Below are 18,846 nucleotides of genomic sequence, written 5' to 3' on the forward strand. Positions count from 1 at the left end.
TAACAAAAAATTATAATTAGTTTTAATAAATCACAAAAAAATTGTTGCCGTTTAACGGTTAATTATTATATTGCGGCACTAAAATTATACCTAACTGAAAGTATGAAAATCAACAGAATTATGGCTTTACAATTGATGGCAGCATTATCGCTATCGATTGGTTTTACTAGTTGTAGTAAAAAATCGGGGTCAAAAGGAACTTCTGCAGCTACTGGTTGGAAAATCAACGATAAGAAAGGTGGTTTCCAATACAATGCGAAGTACAAAAAGCAAGAAACCCCTCCTGGAATGGTTGCCGTAGAAGGTGGAACATTCACTATGGGTAAAGTGCAAGATGACCCAATGCACGATTGGAACAACACTCCAAACCAACAACACGTACAGTCGTTCTACATGGATGAAACCGAGGTAACGAACTTTATGTATACGGAGTACCTATTCTGGTTAAAAACCATTTTCCCACCGACAGATGAAAACTACAAAAACATTTATGTTGGTGCCTTACCGGATACTTTGGTATGGAGAAATCGTTTAGGGTATAACGAAACAATGACAAACAACTACCTAAGACACCCTGCTTATGCAAACTACCCTGTAGTTGGTGTAAACTGGATTCAGGCAGTTGAATTTAGCAAATGGAGAACAGACCGTGTGAATGAGGCCATTCTGGAGCGCGAAGGATACCTGAAAAAAGACTCTAAAATTACGGAAGTAAAAGCGGAGAGCACTTTTAGTACGGAATCGTATTTAGCTTCCCCTACATCAACTTATGGAGGAAACGAAGAGCTTGTTTACAAAGGACAACGAAATAAATTAGCCGCTAAAGAAGATGCTAAAAACGTTTACGCCCAAAGAACGTCAGGTATCATCTTACCGGAATACAGACTACCAACTGAAGCAGAGTGGGAATATGCTGCTGTTGCATTAGGAGGAATCCGTGAGTACAACACGTACAAAGGAAAGAAAAAATACCCTTGGAGCGGACAATACACACGTTCTGGAAAAAGACAATACAGAGGTGACCAGTTAGCGAACTTCAAACAAGGAAAAGGAGACTACGGAGGAATTGCCGGATGGTCTGATGATGGAGCTGACATCACGAACGAAGTTAAAAAATACCCGCCAAATGATTTCGGTTTATACGATATGGCTGGTAACGTAGCGGAGTGGGTTGCCGATGTTTACAGACCAATTGTAGATGATGAAGCGAATGACTTCAACTACTATAGAGGTAACGTTTACATGAAAAACAAAATCGGTGAAGACGGTAAAGTGGAAATGGTTACTACTGAAAACATTGCGTATGACACGCTAAGTAACGGTAGAATCATGGCACGTAACTTCCCTGGACAAATTGCTCAGGTAGCTATCGACGACAACGAAACGTATTTAAGACAAAACTTCTCTAAGAGTGATAACAGAAACTACAGAGATGGTGATAAACAATCGACTCGTTTCTACAACTTCGGAAATGAAGAAGAAGGAGCTGATGATAAAAAAGATGACAAAAACAGAATGTACGATTCACCGAAACACTCGGTAACAAAAGACAGTCTTGGTAACCTTGTTCGTAAATATGACCACTCTGATAAGAGAACAACTTTAGTAAACGACGACAGTAGAGTTTACAAAGGTGGATCTTGGAGAGACAGAGCTTACTGGTTAGATCCTGCATCAAGAAGATATTACCCGCAGGATATGGCTACAGACTATATCGGATTCCGATGTGCAATGTCTAAAGTAGGTCCTAAATCAGGTAAGAAAAAAGCCAGAGGATAATTAAATTTTCATACATACTTTAAAAGCCCTAAACTATTTTAGGGCTTTTATTTTTTTAGTACTTTCACAACATGAAAATAGAAGAACTTTACCAGTGTTTTTTACAGTGTTCCAGCATTTGTACCGACACCCGAAAAATAGAACCCAATTCGTTGTTTTTCGCCCTTAAAGGCGATAACTTCGACGCGAATACCTTTGCCGCAGAAGCCCTTACCAAAGGCGCCTTATTTGTTGTAATTGACGATAAAAAATACTTTACCGACGAAAACAAAATGCTTTTGGTTCCCGATAGCCTAAGAGCGCTACAGGGATTGGCCAACTACCACCGTATCCAATTGGGTTTGCCGATTATCGCGCTTACCGGCAGTAATGGTAAAACCACCACAAAAGAACTGATCAACGCTGTTTTATCGCAGCAATACAATACCAAAGCCACCATTGGCAACCTCAACAATCACATTGGGGTTCCGCTTACGCTTTTGTCGTTTAATGAAGACACCGATATCGGAATCGTTGAAATGGGCGCTAATCATCAGAAAGAAATTGAAATGTTATGCCGTATCGCCCAACCGGACTTCGGTTATATTACCAATTTCGGGAAAGCCCACCTCGAAGGTTTTGGCGGAACGGAAGGCGTGATCAAAGGAAAAAGTGAGTTGTACCAATATCTGGAAAAACACGAAAAAACCGCTTTTGTCAACCTGGACGACCCTATTCAGGATGAAAAAACAAAAAACTTCACCCGTTATACCTTCTCACAAAAAGGGAATAGTGATGTTATGATTCAATCTGTTTCGGCCAATCCGATGGTCAAAATCGGGGTTGAAGATATTACGATACAATCCCACTTAATCGGGATTTACAATGCCAACAACATCAATGCCGCCATCAGTATTGGAAACTATTTTAATGTCGCTACCGAAGCCATCAAAACGGCTATCGAAAATTATATCCCGAGCAATAACCGCTCGCAGCTAATTGAGAAAAACGGAAACCATATTATTCTGGATGCGTATAATGCCAATCCAAGTAGTATGACGGCAGCATTGGAAAACTTCGCACAGCTCGAAGACGGATCGAAAATTGCCATTTTGGGTGATATGTTCGAACTGGGAACAGAAAGCCTAAAAGAACATCAGAACATCGTTTCATTGGTGAGTCGTACACCCGAAATCAAAACCTATTTTATCGGTAAAGATTTCTTTGCATCTAAAGTCGACCAACCGCATTTGCATTTCTTTTCCAGCTTTGACGATTTTACCCATTCGTTTCAAAACGAGATCCCAAAAGCCCATACGATCCTGATAAAAGGTTCGCGTGGAATGGCTCTCGAACGAACACTGGAACTATTATAAAAAGGTCGCTGCAAAAAAAGCAGCGATTTTTTTATATCCTTTTGTAACAATCGCATCATAACTGCATCAAAAGAAAACAAATCTAAAAACGCAGTTATTATGAAAAATGCTATTCTTACTTTATTCCTACTTTTCAACCTTACATTTGGCTTTGCGCAACAACAGGCTTTCGACGTAAAAGTGATTGGCAAAGGACAACCAATACTTCTTATCCCGGGTTATTCCTGCAGTGGCGCTGTTTGGAAAGAAACCGCCGATCATTTAAAAAACAACTATCAATTGCATATCCTGACACTGGCCGGTTTTGCCGGTGTAAAACCGATTCAGGATCCGGTGTTGCAAACCGTACACGATCAATTGATTCAATATGTCAAAACCAACAAATTAAAAAAACCGATACTGATCGGTCATAGTCTGGGTGCTTTTATGGCGTTATGGGTAAGCAGTTCTCAACCGGATCTTTTTGGTAAAATCGTTTGCGTCGACGGCGTTCCGTTTATTTCGGCACTGACCAAACCGGAAACAACGGTAGCCTCTTTAAAAGACGATCCACGTTTTAACAAAGAAGCGGTGATCAATAATTTCAAATCCATTCCGAACGACAACTATGTTGCCAATATGACCCAAATGATGCTGTATCAGGTTCGCGATACGACAAGAGCCAAACAAATTGCCGAATGGAGCTTTGCCAGCGATCGTACAACTCTGGGATCGACCATCGTGGAAATGTCGTTAACGGATCTTCGTACGGATATTGCAAAAATCAAAAGTCCGGTATTGATTTTAACCAGTATCTTTAGCACTAAAGAAAACAGCGAAAAAATCTATAACGAGCAATATGCCGCTTTAAAAAACAAGACAATCAAGGTCGCCGACAGTAAGCATTTTATTATGTACGACGCTCCGGAATGGTTTTACAGCGCAATGGACAACTTTCTAAATCAAAAATAAGCGTGTCGACAGAACAACAGCAAGACAGTCAATTCCGGGAATTGTATGCGACCTACTCGGCCAAAATACACCGTATCTGTTTGGGATATACCGGAAACCATATGGAAGCCGACGATTTGCTTCAGGAAGTATTTATCCGGATCTGGCAAAACCAGAGCAAATTCCGGGGCGAATCGCAAATTAGCACCTGGATTTATCGGATAGCGGTAAACACCTGCCTCTATCATATCCGTTCGCAAAAAAACAAACAAACCGACGAACTCAAACCCGAACTGGCAACAATCGACCACGACGACAGCAATGAAAAAGAACAGCAAATTCAGTTGCTTTACAAATGCATTAGCGAGCTTAACGAATCCGATCGTTTGATCATTACAATGTTACTGGAAGATGTTCCCTATAGTGAAATTGCCGCAGCAACCGGAATTACGGAAGGCAATTTACGCGTAAAAATACACCGGATAAAACAACAATTAAACACCATTTACAGTAAATATGAAAGCGTTTGACAATCTAAAAGAAATCTGGCAACAACAAAGTACCGGTGCGCTACCTGATGTTACTGTTATCATCAATAAAGCGAAAAAAGAACAACAATCCATGACCCGGAAAATTGGTATTCAGGTTATTATTTTAATGCTTACCATAGTATTCCTTTCCGTGATTTTTAACAATATCGCTTTTAAAAAGGTTACCACATTTATTGGTATCGGGCTTATGTTTTTTGCCATGTTTGGGTATTCCGCTTTGCGATTATATCAGATAAACACCCTTCGAAAAGTTGACTTAACCGCTTCGCCAAAAGTCGCTTTAACGGGAATGCAACACTTTTACCGTTTTCAGCAAAAAGTGAATACAACCTATACACAACTTTATTATATCGTTTTAAATACCGCCTTCGTTTTTTATTTTATAGAAGTGATGCAACCGTTATCGACCACAGTAAAAATCGTTACCCTTGTATCCTATGTTACCTGGATGCTTATCGCCTATTTTATAATTGGCAAAAAATACATCCGTAAGGAACATGCCAAAACCGAAAGTATTATTACCGCATTACAGGAAATCGAAGCGAATTACGAGAAATAATAGTGCAACATATCATTTCCATTATTTCCTTCATTTCACACCTGACAGGTATTAGAAACCTGTCAGGTGTATCAAACGAAGTCAGATGTATCAAATTAAATCGGGTGAATATTATTTTTGTAACTTCGTAAAAACCTGATATTCGACCTTTTGAAAAAATCTATCCTTCTTCTGGCAACAATTATTCTGTTTTCGGTTTCCTGTTCGGCACCGAAACAAAATACAACAACCGTTATCCGTAAATCTGCGACTGATTCCCTTACCAATCGGTTACAACAACTTTACGACAAAGGTTATTTTAACGGATTTGGTGTTGCCATTGTAGATGATCAGGGAGTACGTTTTAAAAACGGATTCGGATATGCCGACCGGGAAACACGCAAAGCCTATACCGTACAGACCGTTCAAAGCATTGCTTCCGTATCCAAAACACTGGTGGGTATAGCACTGCTAAAAGCCCAGGAACTTGGCAAACTCCGATTGGACGATCAGGTTAACTGGTACCTTCCTTTTGAAGTGATCAACCCCTATTACCTAAATACTCCTATTACCATCCGGCAATTGGCTACTCATACCTCGACGATACTGGACAACGAAAATTATTTAAGCAAAAACTATTATCTAAAACCCGATCAGAATCTAAACGGTTTGCCTTTAGTATTTGACGATACCCAAATATTAAATCCGGCAGAATCGGCCGTAGGATTGAATATTTTCACAAGAGATATGCTGGCTTTTCATGGAAAATGGCATATGGCAGACACTTTTTTAAACAAAGCACCGGGCACACAATATGAATACTCCAATACCGGAACAACATTGGCCGCTTATATCATTGAACGCGCCACCGGAGAGCCTTTTGATGTTTTCACTCAAAAACACATTCTTACTCCTTTACAACTCAAAAACTCCGGTTGGAAATTCGATGCTATAGATTTGTCGCGTTTGTCGCGTTATTATCAGGATCCGAAAACACTTCTTCCCTATTACACTATGAGTTCGTATCCGGATGGTGGTTTTATGACCACAATCGACGATCTGAGCAAGTACCTACAGGAACTGATTCGGGGTTATAATGGCAACGGTAAAATCCTATCCAAAGAAAGTTATCGTGAGTTTTTTAAACCACAATTATCGGCCGAACACTTTACCGAGCGAAACACTCAGAATCCGTATAGTGAATCGTATAATACCGGTATTTTTATAGGTTTTGGTTATACCGGCTATATTGGTCATACCGGTGGCGATCCCGGCGTTATGGCCATGCTGTTTTTTGATCCGAAAACCAGTGTCGGGCGCATCATGATGTTTAACACCAACTTTTCAACTCCGGAAGGCAATCAGGTGTTTTATCAGATATGGGACGCTTTGGGACGCTAATCTGCTACACCTGTCAGGTGTGACAAGCTGTATCACATCAAAGTAGAAACTGCTGTACTCTTTTAAAAAAATCCGATTTATAAGTATCCCCTAGCGGTAAGCTTTTATTCAAAATCCAGACTTCATTTGTGTCGGTTTTTTCTATTTTTCCCAATGCCACCATATAGGATTTATGTATTTTCACAAACCGGTCTTCCGGCAAATGCTCTTCAAAATATTTTAAGGTATTATAGGTAATCACCTGCTCGTCGCCGGTATGAATCACAACGTAATTCTTAATACTCTCGATATAATAAATCTCATTTATAAGAACCCGTTTATACCTATTTTTGCCATCCGTTTTGATAAAAAAGTAATCCTCCTGTACCGTTTCGGCAACGGACTTTGGCTTTGATGAATCTGAAATTTTCCGCACTTTTTCGACAGCACCAATAAACCGGTTAAACGCTACCGGTTTTAACAGATAATCAACCGCATCCTGTTCGAAACCTTCCACGGCAAATTGCGGATAAGCGGTTGTAAACACCACCTTAACCTTTCCTTTTATAAGAGCTGAAAGCTGTAGACCCGTAAGATCCGGCATCTGAATATCCAGAAAAACAATATCGGGTAACTGTTGTTCGATTAGATGCAAGGCTTCCACGGCACGGGTTGCGGTTCCGATACATTCCAATCCGGGTAACTGTTCCACATATTTTTGCAGCAGTCGTATTGCCGGTGGTTCGTCATCTACAATTATACAGGTTATAGGTTGTTGTATCATAACAATGGAATATTTAAAACGACAGTATAGGTATTTTCCTGTTGGTCCACGAGTAAACTATGATTATCCGGAAACAGAATTGCAAGTCGTTGTACGATATTTTTTTGTCCGATGCCGCTAACATCATAATGCTGGCTTTTGCGATAGCTATTAGAGGCCCGGAAAACCAGTCGGTCGTTTTGTATTGTAAAATCAAATACAATCGGATGGTTTGGATCATCTAAAATTCCGTGTTTAAAGGCATTTTCTACAAAATGAATCAGCAGTAACGACGGAATTCGATATTCTTTTAACTCCTCAGGATAATGGTATTCTACCGGAATTGTTCCGTCAAAACGCCGTTGAAAAAGCGCGATATAATGCTGTAAAAACACTACCTCATCGCGAAGCAATACCCTATCGTTTTCATTTTCATACGTCACATAACGCAACATCTCAGACAATTTCATAACATCCTCGGCCACTTTGGGCTGCGTATCATACAAATCCGAATAAAAACTATTGAGCGTATTAAATAAAAAATGTGGGCTCAACTGATTTTTAAGCACTTGTAACTCGGCCTGCTTTTTTTCCAACTGCAAGCGGTTCATCTTCTCATTAGTCGTCCATAGGTATTTCAGGAAATAGCCAACAATACTAAGTAACAAGGTACGTATCACATAATATGAATTATCATATACATAATAAGCCACCGTAAGTGCTTCCATCACATAATTATGATTTCCGGTAATCCGGTAAATGATCACTTCTTCGATTATAAAACGCAGCGCCGGAAACAGGAAAAACAATCCCAACTGACATAGGGCAAAAAGTTTCCATTTTTTATAAGGAATTGTTTTCGGACAAACCCACAAATAATTCAGATAAAAAATCACCATTTGCAGTAACGTAAATCCGGTTCCCTGAAGTGCTTTCCAGAAAAAAGCGTTATTGCGATCCTTCATAATATCTTCCAGCAAATGATCCAGAAGCATCACCACGACCCAAAAGACAATATGATACTGTATTTCTCTTTTTTTAGACATACCGCTAAAGTATGTTTTTTCCGGATAGCCCGAAAACGGTATCCAACAAAACCCGGAAAATCCGATACGAACTACCCGTTTTACACAACCAAATTTTTTATATGCCATAATCGTCGGTTTATAAGACAATCGTGACACTTTATCCTTTTTTGAGAAATGCCATTTCGAAGCAACGTACTCTTGTACTATTAAAATCAGCCTATGAAATCATTTCACTATTTAGTTGTCCTCTTACTTATTCCCGTTGTTCTATCAGCACAAAAAATTACCGGAAATGCCTCCGATTCCAAGGGTGAATCCCTTCCCTTCGCCTCGATATTCGTAACAGATACCTTACAAAAAAATATACTATCCGCACATACCGACGAGCAGGGAAACTTTAGCCTTGCTATCTCCGAAACATTTTATAGCGGTACACTCACCATACGGTATATGGGTTATGACGACTATAGTCAAAAAATAACGGCCCGGGATTTTCCGCTTCACTTAAAAGCGATCCTACAACCGGCTGTCAATACAACCCTAAACGAAGTAATCGTTAAGGCCAAACAAAATGCCATTACCATGAAAGGAGACAAAATGATTTTCAACATCGATATGGCTGGCATCGGACTGGGTAATAACGGTCTTGAAACCTTACGTCAGGTTCCCGGTATTCAACTCGATAAAGACGATAACCTGCTTTTCCGCGGGAATGGTGACATTCAGATTATGATCAACGGAAAGAAAAGCGCCCTTCAAGGGGAAGCGCTTCGCGAATACATCCGATCGTTAAAAGGCGACGATATTGCATCCGTTGAAATCATCGCCCAACCGTCGGCGCGTTATGATGCATCTGGAACCGCTGGTATTATCAACATTATCTTAAAACGGAAAAAAGAAAAACACCTAAACGGAAATGCGTATGCCTGGGCATCGTACGGTGAATATTTTAAACACCAATACGGTAGTCGGATCTATTATAGCGATTCGTTATGGAATATTAGCGGAAACGCATCCTATTATAAAGGTAACTCTGTAAACCACCGTCATATCCGACAGGACATTATCGCTCCGGAAGGTAACCGTGTTATTGATCAATATAATAAATGGCGACCGGAAACCGTGTCCAAAAGCCTTAACCTTGCTGTGGAGCGTAAACTTAGTGAAAGACAACTGATCAGTACGGATTGGTCCTATTCCCGTTCCGATGCTGATGAAAACACCTATGGCGCTACCTACGAATTTCTGAATGGCGCTCCCGTGACTACCGTAAACCTAAGCAAACACGAACAAAAACCCTCCGAACGATTAACCGGAAATGCTTTTTACAGTTTTGTGACCGACAGTACGACGACCAAACTGGATATACAGGCGAATTTGGCGCGCTATACCACTTCGTCATCCGGTTTTCAACGGAATGATTATGCCGACAATTCCTATATGCAACTCAACGGTACCAATACAACCAAGTATACAATCGTTACCACACAGGCCGATCTTCGTCAGCGTCTGGCGCAAAAACTATATCTGGAAAGCGGACTTAAATATTCCTATATCCATATGGATTATTATAATGGTTACGATGCCCATAACAGCAGTTTATCCATCATACCCGACAGTCTTTTGATCAATAATTTTGTATATAAAGAACACCTTACGTCTGCCTATGCGCAAGTGGACCTTAGTCTGGGCAAATGGAATCTTATGGCCGGACTTCGCGCTGAGTATTTTCAGTATGAAGCCAGCTCTCCCATCAATCATCAATCCAATTCGAACCGTTACACCAACCTCTTTCCCTCTTTTTCCATCAATTATAAAAAAGAGAACAACCAATACCAATTGAGCTACAGCCGCCGTATTGGCCGACCGGGTTATTTATCCTTAAATCCGTATTATTTATACCTGGATGCCTATACGCTTCAAAAAGGAAATCCGGCTTTAAAACCAGAGTATTACCACAGTCTTCAGTTGAGCTATATTTATAAAAGCGCCCTAAATTTAAGTCTCTATGGCTATTTTTACAACAATGGCTTTACCGATGTGATCGCCTATCAACCGGAAGAAAACTACAACATCAACTACAAAGCCAATGCGTCAACCGGGAAGAAAATCGGATTTTCGGCCACCTATCCGTATCAGGTAGCACCGTGGTGGACAATGCAATTCAATTTTGAGGGCACCTACAGTAGTGAATCATCGGAAATTCCCGGATTTTTATATCAGGGTCACGGTTTCCGTCACGAAATCAATTTGTATGAAAACTTCACTTTTAAAGATTGGACACTCAACATAAACGGATTTTATGCCGGACGTTCGACCTCACCAAACGGATATTCGAAAGCCATTGGCGACTTTAGCGTATCGGCCAAAAAAAACCTGTTCAACAAAACGCTACAGTTATCTGGCGGCTGTACTAATATTCTGAAAAAAAGTTTTTACCACCATGTCACACAACTTCAGTATGTGACCACCGATTGGACAAACCGATGGGAAACCCGACGCTTTTATCTGCAGGCAACCTATTATTTTGGCGGTGGAAAATCCAAATCGATCAAAGCCGCTTCGCTCAATGAAGAAACCAACCGAATGTAAACAATCCTCCTGTTTTTATAGTAAATCCCTAATAACCAGCCCGGAAATCCGGCTGGTTTTTTTATGTCATTTGATTTTTTGTTTCAAAATATTTGTGCAACCGAATAGTTTCATATATATTTGCAACTGATTGGTTTCACATAAAAAAGAAAAGACTATGCGACGCGATATATTTCAAGCCATTGCTGACCCGACCCGAAGAGCCATACTCACATTGATTGCCGTACAAGCAATGACACCCAATGCGATAGCCGAACATTTTAACACGACACGGCAAGCTGTTTCGAAACACCTGAAAATACTAGCCGAATGTCAATTGTTAAAACAGGAACAACTGGGACGGGAAATTTATTACCAGCTTGAAATCGACAAGATGAAAGAAATTGATCAATGGCTGGAACAATTCCGTACGATTTGGGAAAGCCGATTCGAACAACTTGACAACCTATTAGACCACCTTAAAAACCAACAAAAATGAAACACAACCTGCAATTCGACTTCCTTGCCGACAAGGAAAAAAACACATTGACAATCAGACGGGAGTTTATGGCCAACCGTCAATTGGTATGGGACTGTTATACCAAAAGTGAATTATTGGATCAATGGTTTGCGCCAAAACCGTTAACCACCAAAACCAAAGCCATGGATTTTAGTGAAGGCGGCCACTGGCACTATGCCATGATCGAACCAAACGGTACCGAATATTGGAACTGGATGGCATATCAGAAAATCAAACCGATCGATTATTATACGGCCTGGGATGCTTTTGCGAACGAAGCCGGTGACCTTAATAAAGAGCTTCCGAGTTCCGACTGGCTGGTTAACTTTACCGACAAAGGCAACAATACACTGGTGGAAACCATTGTAACCTATAAATCCCTATCCGATCTGGAAACCGTAATCCAAATGGGTATGGAACCGGGTATGATCGCAACCCTTGAAAAACTAGACGAATTACTACTACTCTTAAACCGATAATTATGGCCGATAAAATCACAATTAACGCTACTATTTTAGCCGATAAAAACAAAGTGTGGAACTACTACACTCAACCGGAACATATTACGCAATGGAACTTTGCCGATCCATCCTGGCATTGTCCAAAAGCATCAAACAACATGCAGGTTGGCGGTACCTATAGCGCCCGAATGGAAGCACGGGACGGAAGCTTCGGGTTTGAATTTGAAGCGACTTATGACGAAATCAACGATGGAAAAGATTTTACCTATACGATGCCCGACGGCCGACAAGTAACCGTTACATTCCATGAAAATGATACCGCTACCGATCTTGTGATCGCTTTCGATCCGGAAAATCAAAATCCAATTGAAATGCAACAAAACGGATGGCAGGCCATTTTAAACAACTTTAAAAAATATGCCGAAAGTCATTAAATAAAAAAGGACATACTCGATAGTATGTCCTTTGTATATAATCAGGCTTACATATTATGCTTTTCGAACAAATTCCGACTTTAATGCCATTGCGCCAAAGCCATCGATTTTACAGTCGATGTTATGATCACCATCGGTAAGACGGATATTTTTCACTTTGGTTCCCGCTTTGATTGGCCCTTTTGCTCCTTTAACCGGTAGGTCTTTAATTACAATAACCGCATCACCATCCTGTAAAATATTCCCATTCGAATCTTTTATTACCAGAACATCTTGCGATCCTACCTCGGCAGGATTCCATTCGTGTGTACATTCCGGACAGGCATAGGCCAAATCGTTTAAATAATACCCATAAGGTGATCCGCATTGCGGACATGTTTTCATTTCGTCAGACATAATCGTTTCGTTACTTATTAAAAATCCGTATTGCCATTATTTGCAATAATAGCAATTACGCTATCCATTTATTGTTTATCTTCTAAAAAACACTTTCCGGTTTAACAACTTTAGTGTGTATTCCGCAAAATTAGCATTTTACCTCAAACTACATACTAATTTTCCCGATATCTTCCGGAATTGATAAACAAAAACAGATTTTACAAATTTGAATGTAATGAATAGCGAAGCAAAACGGGATAAAAAATGAACCCCGCACGAATGCAGAGTTATAAAAACGGTCCTTATAATGGATGAGAACTGATCTTACTCCAAAACCTTTTTCATCATGATATCGGTTTGTTCCTCATTACCCAATCTAAAAATATGGGTATCAAAAGCCACGAATCCGTTTTTGGTATAAAATCGAATGGCCCTGTGATTTTCTTCCCATACCGCTAACCAAACATAGTTTTTATGTTCTTTTTGAGCCGTTTCCAATGCTTTTTCATACAGCAACTGTCCGACTTTTTGTCCGTGGTAGCTGCTTTTCACATAAATACGTTCGATTTCAAGAGCCGTATCATCCTGTAATTCGGTTTGTGCTTTTCCGGAATTCAACTTTAGATAACCCACCGCTGTGGTACCATCCCAAGCCATAAAAAACTGCGAATCCGGATTGTTTAATTCGGTCGTTAACCTTGGAATATTAAAACTATTTTCGAGATACTGTGCCATGTTTTCCGCGGAATTATTTTCCGAAAACGTTTCAAAAAACGTCTCTTTTGCCAAGGCTTGCCATACTTCCATATCCTGAAGCGTAATTTCGCGAATCATTATCTTTTCCATACTATTTGCTTTTTGTATTTATAACGGTAGTGTAAACCGTACTTTTTCTTTCCCAATTCCGCCGATACGCTTATAAAAACGGATGGCTTTTTCGTTAAAATCCGGAGTTTGCCATTGCATATTGATACAATTTTCGGTTTGCCCGATTTCGATCACTTTTTCCATTAAAGCATGTCCGATTCCAAAATTACGATACGCTTCTTCCAGATACAAACAATCCAGATAAATAAACTTTTGCGCTTTCCAAGTGGAAAAATCAAACGTATAAGTCGCATAACCGATCACTTCACCGGCAACTTCCGCTACAATACCGTATAGCTTTTTGTTGTCCGAAAAAAGAGCGGCATCCAGTTTTTCCTTTTTACCACGAGCCTCATACGTAGCCCGTTCGTAATCGGCATGTTTCGCACATAAGACAATCAAGGTATCGAGATCGTCTGCTTGGCATTCCCGTATTTTATAATCCATCGCAATTATTCTTTTGTTATGCCAAAACTAAATTATCATTGGCTTATCTTTATCATCCAATACTATTATTATGAATAGTCCAATATTGTATTCGTTATTCGAAAACCTGTCTCTTGATCATTCTATAACACGTCCGGTATACCTACAACTGGCCGATATCCTGCTCGATTGTATCAAAACCGGAAAACTCCGTTCGGGTCAGAAACTACCTTCCACAAGGGATCTTGCCGGACTACTACAGATTAATCGAATTACCGTGGGTAAGGCGTATGAAGAGCTGCAAATGCAAGGATGGCTGGAAAGTTTTGTCGGCCGGGGAACTTTTATTTCGACACATCTTGTAGACCATGAACCGGAAACACTAACCGGTAGTCGGAATCCGACTATGAAAAAAGCGGGGTTTCGTATTCCTTTTCAAAACTACCCGGATAAGGCTACCGACATCTTTATTCCGGAGCTTCATCTGGACGATGGTTATCCCGATCCGAGTCTTGCTCCATTAAAAGAACTATACCGCGCCTATCGCAACCAGCTTACGCGTGGCGGGCTTTACCACCGGTTTGGCAGTTATAACAATCCGGCCGGTCCGCAATATTACCGGGAAACCTTATCGGATTACCTCAACACGACACGTGGTTTAAAAACAACGGCTCAGAATATTCTTTCCGTTCGGGGAACCTTAATGGGTATCAATCTGGTTTGTACCGCTCTGATTCGTCCCGGTGATGTGGTGGTTTCCGGGATTCCGGGCTGGAAAAGAGCCGATCATAATTTTCTTCATGCCGGAGCGCGGCATATCGGCATTCCGGTTGACGAACACGGTATTGTTGTAGAGGCACTAAAAGAAATATGTCGGACACAAAAAGTACGAATGGTTTATGTGACTCCGCATCATCATTACCCAACAACCGTCTCCCTACGTATTGACCGGCGTTTGGAGTTATTACGACTGGCCAATGAATACGGCTTTATCATTTTTGAAGACGACTATGATTTTGATTTCCATTACAAACACCGCCCATTATTACCTTTAGCCAGTGCCGATGAAAATGGAATGGTAATTTATTGCGGCTCTTTTAGTAAAAGTTTTTCGCCAGCTTTTCGAATGGGCTATCTGGTAGGTCCGGAAAACGTGATCGAACATTTGGCGCAGGTTCGGATTTTACTGGATCGGCAGGGTGATCATATGCTCGACAATGCGATGGCTACTATTTTACAGGACGGAACACTACAGCGCTATACGCGAAAGGCGATTGCCGTTTATGAAGAACGACGGGATTTATTTTGTGATTTACTTACGGATCAATTATCCGATGCTGTAACGTTTTCCATTCCGGAAGGCGGCATGACGGTTTGGACAACTTTTGCCGATTCCATCAATCTGGAATCTTTGGCTCAAAAAGCACTACAAAAAGGTTTATTACTATCCGATGGAAAAACACATCGATATCCGGATTACTGCACCAATTCGATCCGATTGGGTTTTGCTTCGGCAGCGAAAGACGAATTGATCCGCAGCGTGGAGATCCTTAAAAAAATACTATAAAAACAAAAAACGACCTCGATATGGGTCGTTTTTTGTAATTGAAATCAGGATGCTTTCTCAATATAGGGAACCTCATACAAATGATTCGGCTGCAAATAAACTACGTTTTCCTGAAAGTCAAAAAACGTATTAAATCGTTTTAAAACATCACTCCCTAAAATATGAACATTGGCACCGCGTACCGGTTTGTTGGTCGTTAAAATCTGAGCGGGTACATTTTTCAGTTCGTTTTTGCCCAGTTTCAGACTTTCCAAATTGGAAGTTACCACCGGGATCTTATTTTTCATGATACCAAGAAGCGTATCCGTACGAATTACCGCCATTTCCGCGACCGGGAATTTTGCCTTGTTTAAAAGATCATTATCCAAGACAACCGTTTTCTGGTATCCGGTATCAAACATAAACCAGTCTTTTACGGTCGTCTTTCCTTGCGTTATCTCGCCTTCGATATAAAATACCTGATTAAAATATTTCATTTTAAACTTGTCAATCGCTTTGTTCTGTTTTACGGCTTTTGGCAGTTTTGAATGCACTACCATGATATTTTTATCGTAATTGAGCTCAACAATATAACCGTCAAAATTATCCCAGCCTAAAAGACCATCGACACCATGGCCTGCCAATTGGATATCGTAAACCTTCGATTTGTAGGTTCTGCTTCCAACTTTAATATCATGCAGTGTATTATACAGATCCAGTTTACTTTTCACCTTGTTTTTTAAGGCTTCTTCAATCAGCACCAATTCTGTCGCACCCGAATCGAAATTCAGGTTTAACGTATCCATTTGGTTTAACACCACTTTAATCGAATTGGTGTTATGCTTATTGATCGCAAACGGAATCGTATCGTGAACTTCCGGTTTTACCCGGTTAAAATTTTTCAATTCGGGACTTTGAATCCGCGTATAACAGGAATCCTTTCCATTGAGCAAAACAATAAAATCTTTTTGTTGTCCGGGTTTTAGTTTAAAACTAATGGAATCGATATCCGTTTTAAATTTTATCACAACCGGTTTTATCAACTTATTGGTTGTAAAGGCATCGATTTTAATCTGCGGACTTAAATTCCATTTCTTTAGAGGTTGTCCGACTTCCTGAATTGTTGCTGTTTTGGTATTCGCTTTGATAACCGGTAATCGGTTTTGCGAAAAGCCATAAGCCGAAAACAGCAGAAGAAGCGTAAGATAGTAGTGTTTCATTTGATTTTAACTGCGTTTAATGATTGATGATTTCGCACAAATATAGAACAAGTCACACGTCAGAGAAATATTTAAACACTGTTTTAACATCAATAGGTAACCGTTTTTTTAGTTCCGGATAATAAAGCCGTGAAAAATAAAAGTACGAAAAAACGATTCCTTTTCACTTTGAAAAAGCTACGAATCTGCCGTAAAAATTTTTAAAGATGACACGAAAAGTAAAGTCCCCATTTCTGAATTTCTATACGAAGTCGGTTTTAATTTCAAATCTTCTTTTAATACCGTCTTTAAAAAATACACCGATCACACTCCGACCAACTATCGTAAACAACTATAAAACAACACCTTGTAATTACTCGTACTTCTATTATAGACTATTCGTACTTATTTTTTAAAACAAATGCGTACGACTATGCGTATTCGGTCGCACAATCATTATTTCACCCACATCTTTGTACCGAAATATTTTTTAACCTAAAAACACGGTACAATGAGAACTTCATTACAATTAGTAACAGCACTAGTATTGATCTGCAACATTTCTTTTGGACAAGACATCACCAAAAAGATTGATTCGCTACTACAGGATAATTATCAGAAAAACCCAGGTGTCGGTATTAGTTTCGGTTTGATCCAAGACAATAAAGAATATTATACTTCTTATGGCCATCTAAATAGTGAAAGTCAGGACAAAATCAATAAAAACTCCGTATTTGAAATTGCTTCGATTACAAAAATTCTAACGTCAAATTTAATCGCACAAGCCGTTATAGAACATAAAATAAAGTTGGATGATCATATCGACGGGTACCTTCCAAAAGAATATAAACTGCATAAAAACATTACCAATAAAATAACGATTTCGGATCTTGCTTCACATCAATCCGGATTACCCGATATCGATTTTAAAACGCTAATCGAACGCAATCCACAACAACCCATGAGCAACGTCAACGAACAGACACTAACATCATTGATCAATAATTGTACAACGTTAACCGATTATGGAAAGTATCGTTATTCTACCATTGGTTATACTTTACTTGGGCAGATACTGGAAAATGTATATGGCAAAAGTTATGATGCGATTATCCGAACCAAAATAATAACCCCATTAAAAATGACCAATACACTGACAAAAGATTTTAATGTAAAAAACCGTACAACCGGTCATAATCCTGATGGTGGCATTCAGGAATTTATGGAATGGAATATCACAGCATCAGCCGGTTTGGTAAAATCGAATGCTTCCGATATGGTTTCTTATTTAAAAGCCCTATTAAACAGTGAGACAGCAATCGGGAAAGCGGCACTACTTACCGAAAAAATAACCTATAAAGATCAGAATCGGGAAATGGGATTAGGTACTAATATCATAACCGATGACAAAAACACGATCTATTTAAAATCCGGAGATTCGATGGGACAGTCGTCAATTATATTTTATAACAGAACTCAAAACTGGGGCGCAATATTACTTCTGGATCAACGGAATTCCAAAATGCGACAAAATCTGTTTAATACAATTTCTCAAACGATTCAGAAATAAAATTGGCCGAATCTATAAAAACAAAAAACTCCAAAATCTTTCGACTTTGGAGTTTTTAAATTTTGTAGGCTATCAGGAGTTTGAATACTTGTTGTAGTCCTCCTTATTCAATACATTAAAAAGTTTAAAATTTAAGAGCCTCGAATTTTATTATAATTGCTAGCCCCCTAAATAACTCGGTTATTGCAGTAGCAACATCCGGAGTTTTTTATTTTCAAAACATATCCCGAAAGAACGAATATCCCGTAATAGTTTACAGTTATCCACCTATAGGTCGCACTTGTTCATTGGCTCAAGTTTTTTCTTGCTTTTGAACTATCATTGCACCGTCTTTGTGTGATTTGGTGATTATCGTTTTTAATGTGCAAAGAATAAAATAACGAATCTAGTCATTAATCGAAGTAGACGAATATTGCTAAAACACATTAAAATACAGGAATACTTCCTTGAATATTCAATTGAATTTATGATTTCGATTTACAATCTGACCAATATCGACATTACGCCACTACTTTGTGCCAACTGTATAAAGAAGTTCAATGAAAATGAC

Annotated in this window: 18 protein-coding genes; 12 read left to right on the forward strand and 6 right to left on the reverse strand. The window is 39.5% G+C overall.

Annotated features, from left to right (window positions below; translation table 11 throughout):
- Positions 1-102: 102 nt before the first annotated feature.
- The 6 genes from gldJ to AAFN64_RS13015 all read left to right on the forward strand — a co-directional run bounded on the left by gldJ (position 103) and on the right by AAFN64_RS13015 (position 6,554).
- Entirely contained in the window at positions 103-1,779 is a 1,677-nt protein-coding gene (gene gldJ / locus AAFN64_RS12990; protein ID WP_300489779.1) for a gliding motility lipoprotein GldJ, read from the forward strand.
- Between the two features lie 71 nt (positions 1,780-1,850).
- Positions 1,851-3,134, forward strand: a complete 1,284-nt coding sequence (murF, locus tag AAFN64_RS12995) for a UDP-N-acetylmuramoyl-tripeptide--D-alanyl-D-alanine ligase (RefSeq protein ID WP_347760728.1) — start codon at positions 1,851-1,853, stop codon at positions 3,132-3,134.
- Between the two features lie 99 nt (positions 3,135-3,233).
- Positions 3,234-4,085, forward strand: coding sequence for an alpha/beta hydrolase (locus AAFN64_RS13000; RefSeq protein ID WP_347760729.1), 852 nt, complete (start codon positions 3,234-3,236; stop codon positions 4,083-4,085).
- Positions 4,086-4,087: 2 nt separating this feature from the next.
- Complete coding sequence (locus tag AAFN64_RS13005) at positions 4,088-4,594, forward strand: sigma-70 family RNA polymerase sigma factor (protein WP_347760730.1); 507 nt, start codon at positions 4,088-4,090, stop codon at positions 4,592-4,594.
- Positions 4,581-5,174, forward strand: coding sequence for a hypothetical protein (locus tag AAFN64_RS13010; protein WP_347760731.1), 594 nt, complete (start codon positions 4,581-4,583; stop codon positions 5,172-5,174). Before AAFN64_RS13005 ends, AAFN64_RS13010 begins: the two co-directional genes overlap by 14 nt.
- 150 nt (positions 5,175-5,324) lie before the next feature.
- Positions 5,325-6,554 carry a serine hydrolase domain-containing protein gene (locus tag AAFN64_RS13015; protein WP_347760732.1) on the forward strand — a complete coding sequence of 410 codons (1,230 nt, stop codon included), beginning with the start codon at positions 5,325-5,327 and terminating at the stop codon, positions 6,552-6,554.
- Positions 6,555-6,591: 37 nt separating this feature from the next.
- On the opposite strand, the gene AAFN64_RS13020 is transcribed toward AAFN64_RS13015, so the two are convergent.
- The gene (locus AAFN64_RS13020; RefSeq protein ID WP_347760733.1) at positions 6,592-7,317 is read right to left on the reverse strand and encodes a LytTR family DNA-binding domain-containing protein; all 726 of its coding nucleotides are present in this window, start codon (positions 7,315-7,317) and stop codon (positions 6,592-6,594) included.
- On the reverse strand, positions 7,314-8,450 hold the full coding sequence (locus AAFN64_RS13025) for a histidine kinase (protein WP_300489796.1): 1,137 nt from the start codon (positions 8,448-8,450) through the stop codon (positions 7,314-7,316). The genes AAFN64_RS13020 and AAFN64_RS13025 overlap by 4 nt, the downstream gene beginning before the upstream one ends.
- Positions 8,451-8,543: 93 nt before the next feature.
- Between AAFN64_RS13025 and AAFN64_RS13030 the strand changes: the two genes are divergently transcribed.
- The 4 genes from AAFN64_RS13030 (at position 8,544) to AAFN64_RS13045 (ending at position 12,310) form a co-directional block, all read left to right on the forward strand.
- Complete coding sequence (locus AAFN64_RS13030; RefSeq protein ID WP_347760734.1) at positions 8,544-10,916, forward strand: outer membrane beta-barrel family protein; 2,373 nt, start codon at positions 8,544-8,546, stop codon at positions 10,914-10,916.
- Between the two features lie 157 nt (positions 10,917-11,073).
- Positions 11,074-11,394 carry a metalloregulator ArsR/SmtB family transcription factor gene (locus AAFN64_RS13035; protein ID WP_347760735.1) on the forward strand — a complete coding sequence of 107 codons (321 nt, stop codon included), beginning with the start codon at positions 11,074-11,076 and terminating at the stop codon, positions 11,392-11,394.
- Positions 11,391-11,894, forward strand: a complete 504-nt coding sequence (locus AAFN64_RS13040; RefSeq protein WP_300489803.1) for an SRPBCC domain-containing protein — start codon at positions 11,391-11,393, stop codon at positions 11,892-11,894. Before AAFN64_RS13035 ends, AAFN64_RS13040 begins: the two co-directional genes overlap by 4 nt.
- 2 nt (positions 11,895-11,896) lie before the next feature.
- On the forward strand, positions 11,897-12,310 hold the full coding sequence (locus tag AAFN64_RS13045) for an SRPBCC family protein (RefSeq protein ID WP_347760736.1): 414 nt from the start codon (positions 11,897-11,899) through the stop codon (positions 12,308-12,310).
- Between the two features lie 54 nt (positions 12,311-12,364).
- Here the strand turns inward: AAFN64_RS13045 and AAFN64_RS13050 are convergent, their stop codons facing one another.
- The 3 genes from AAFN64_RS13050 to AAFN64_RS13060 form a co-directional block, all read right to left on the reverse strand.
- On the reverse strand, positions 12,365-12,706 hold the full coding sequence (locus tag AAFN64_RS13050; protein ID WP_300489809.1) for a zinc ribbon domain-containing protein YjdM: 342 nt from the start codon (positions 12,704-12,706) through the stop codon (positions 12,365-12,367).
- A gap of 306 nt (positions 12,707-13,012) precedes the next feature.
- Entirely contained in the window at positions 13,013-13,534 is a 522-nt protein-coding gene (locus AAFN64_RS13055; protein WP_347760737.1) for a GNAT family N-acetyltransferase, read from the reverse strand.
- A gap of 18 nt (positions 13,535-13,552) precedes the next feature.
- A complete protein-coding gene (locus AAFN64_RS13060; RefSeq protein ID WP_347760738.1) occupies positions 13,553-14,002 on the reverse strand; it encodes a GNAT family N-acetyltransferase in 450 nt (149 codons plus the stop codon).
- A 70-nt stretch (positions 14,003-14,072) separates the two neighbouring features.
- Between AAFN64_RS13060 and AAFN64_RS13065 the strand changes: the two genes are divergently transcribed.
- Positions 14,073-15,548 (forward strand): PLP-dependent aminotransferase family protein, encoded by a 1,476-nt coding sequence (locus AAFN64_RS13065; RefSeq protein ID WP_347760739.1) that lies wholly within the window; start codon positions 14,073-14,075, stop codon positions 15,546-15,548.
- Positions 15,549-15,592: 44 nt separating this feature from the next.
- Here AAFN64_RS13065 and AAFN64_RS13070 read toward each other — a convergent pair whose 3' ends face one another.
- Positions 15,593-16,747 (reverse strand): aspartyl protease family protein, encoded by a 1,155-nt coding sequence (locus tag AAFN64_RS13070; protein WP_347760740.1) that lies wholly within the window; start codon positions 16,745-16,747, stop codon positions 15,593-15,595.
- 490 nt (positions 16,748-17,237) lie between these two features.
- Between AAFN64_RS13070 and AAFN64_RS13075 the strand changes: the two genes are divergently transcribed.
- Positions 17,238-18,296: a serine hydrolase domain-containing protein gene (locus tag AAFN64_RS13075; protein ID WP_347760741.1), complete on the forward strand. Its 1,059-nt coding sequence runs from the start codon at positions 17,238-17,240 to the stop codon at positions 18,294-18,296.
- The last annotated feature ends 550 nt before the right edge of the window (positions 18,297-18,846 follow it).

It is taken from the genome of Flavobacterium sp. CAU 1735 (genome assembly GCF_039888695.1).
Taxonomy (GTDB): domain Bacteria; phylum Bacteroidota; class Bacteroidia; order Flavobacteriales; family Flavobacteriaceae; genus Flavobacterium.

Coding starts and splice junctions, on each gene's coding strand:
- gldJ (WP_300489779.1), top strand. CDS start 103: ATGAAAATCAACAGAATTATGGCTTTACAATTGATGGCAGCATTATCG.
- murF (WP_347760728.1), top strand. CDS start 1,851: ATGAAAATAGAAGAACTTTACCAGTGTTTTTTACAGTGTTCCAGCATT.
- AAFN64_RS13000 (WP_347760729.1), top strand. CDS start 3,234: ATGAAAAATGCTATTCTTACTTTATTCCTACTTTTCAACCTTACATTT.
- AAFN64_RS13010 (WP_347760731.1), top strand. CDS start 4,581: ATGAAAGCGTTTGACAATCTAAAAGAAATCTGGCAACAACAAAGTACC.
- AAFN64_RS13020 (WP_347760733.1), bottom strand. CDS start 7,317: ATGATACAACAACCTATAACCTGTATAATTGTAGATGACGAACCACCG.
- AAFN64_RS13025 (WP_300489796.1), bottom strand. CDS start 8,450: ATGGCATATAAAAAATTTGGTTGTGTAAAACGGGTAGTTCGTATCGGA.
- AAFN64_RS13030 (WP_347760734.1), top strand. CDS start 8,544: ATGAAATCATTTCACTATTTAGTTGTCCTCTTACTTATTCCCGTTGTT.
- AAFN64_RS13035 (WP_347760735.1), top strand. CDS start 11,074: ATGCGACGCGATATATTTCAAGCCATTGCTGACCCGACCCGAAGAGCC.
- AAFN64_RS13040 (WP_300489803.1), top strand. CDS start 11,391: ATGAAACACAACCTGCAATTCGACTTCCTTGCCGACAAGGAAAAAAAC.
- AAFN64_RS13045 (WP_347760736.1), top strand. CDS start 11,897: ATGGCCGATAAAATCACAATTAACGCTACTATTTTAGCCGATAAAAAC.
- AAFN64_RS13050 (WP_300489809.1), bottom strand. CDS start 12,706: ATGTCTGACGAAATGAAAACATGTCCGCAATGCGGATCACCTTATGGG.
- AAFN64_RS13055 (WP_347760737.1), bottom strand. CDS start 13,534: ATGGAAAAGATAATGATTCGCGAAATTACGCTTCAGGATATGGAAGTA.
- AAFN64_RS13060 (WP_347760738.1), bottom strand. CDS start 14,002: ATGGATTATAAAATACGGGAATGCCAAGCAGACGATCTCGATACCTTG.
- AAFN64_RS13065 (WP_347760739.1), top strand. CDS start 14,073: ATGAATAGTCCAATATTGTATTCGTTATTCGAAAACCTGTCTCTTGAT.
- AAFN64_RS13070 (WP_347760740.1), bottom strand. CDS start 16,747: ATGAAACACTACTATCTTACGCTTCTTCTGCTGTTTTCGGCTTATGGC.
- AAFN64_RS13075 (WP_347760741.1), top strand. CDS start 17,238: ATGAGAACTTCATTACAATTAGTAACAGCACTAGTATTGATCTGCAAC.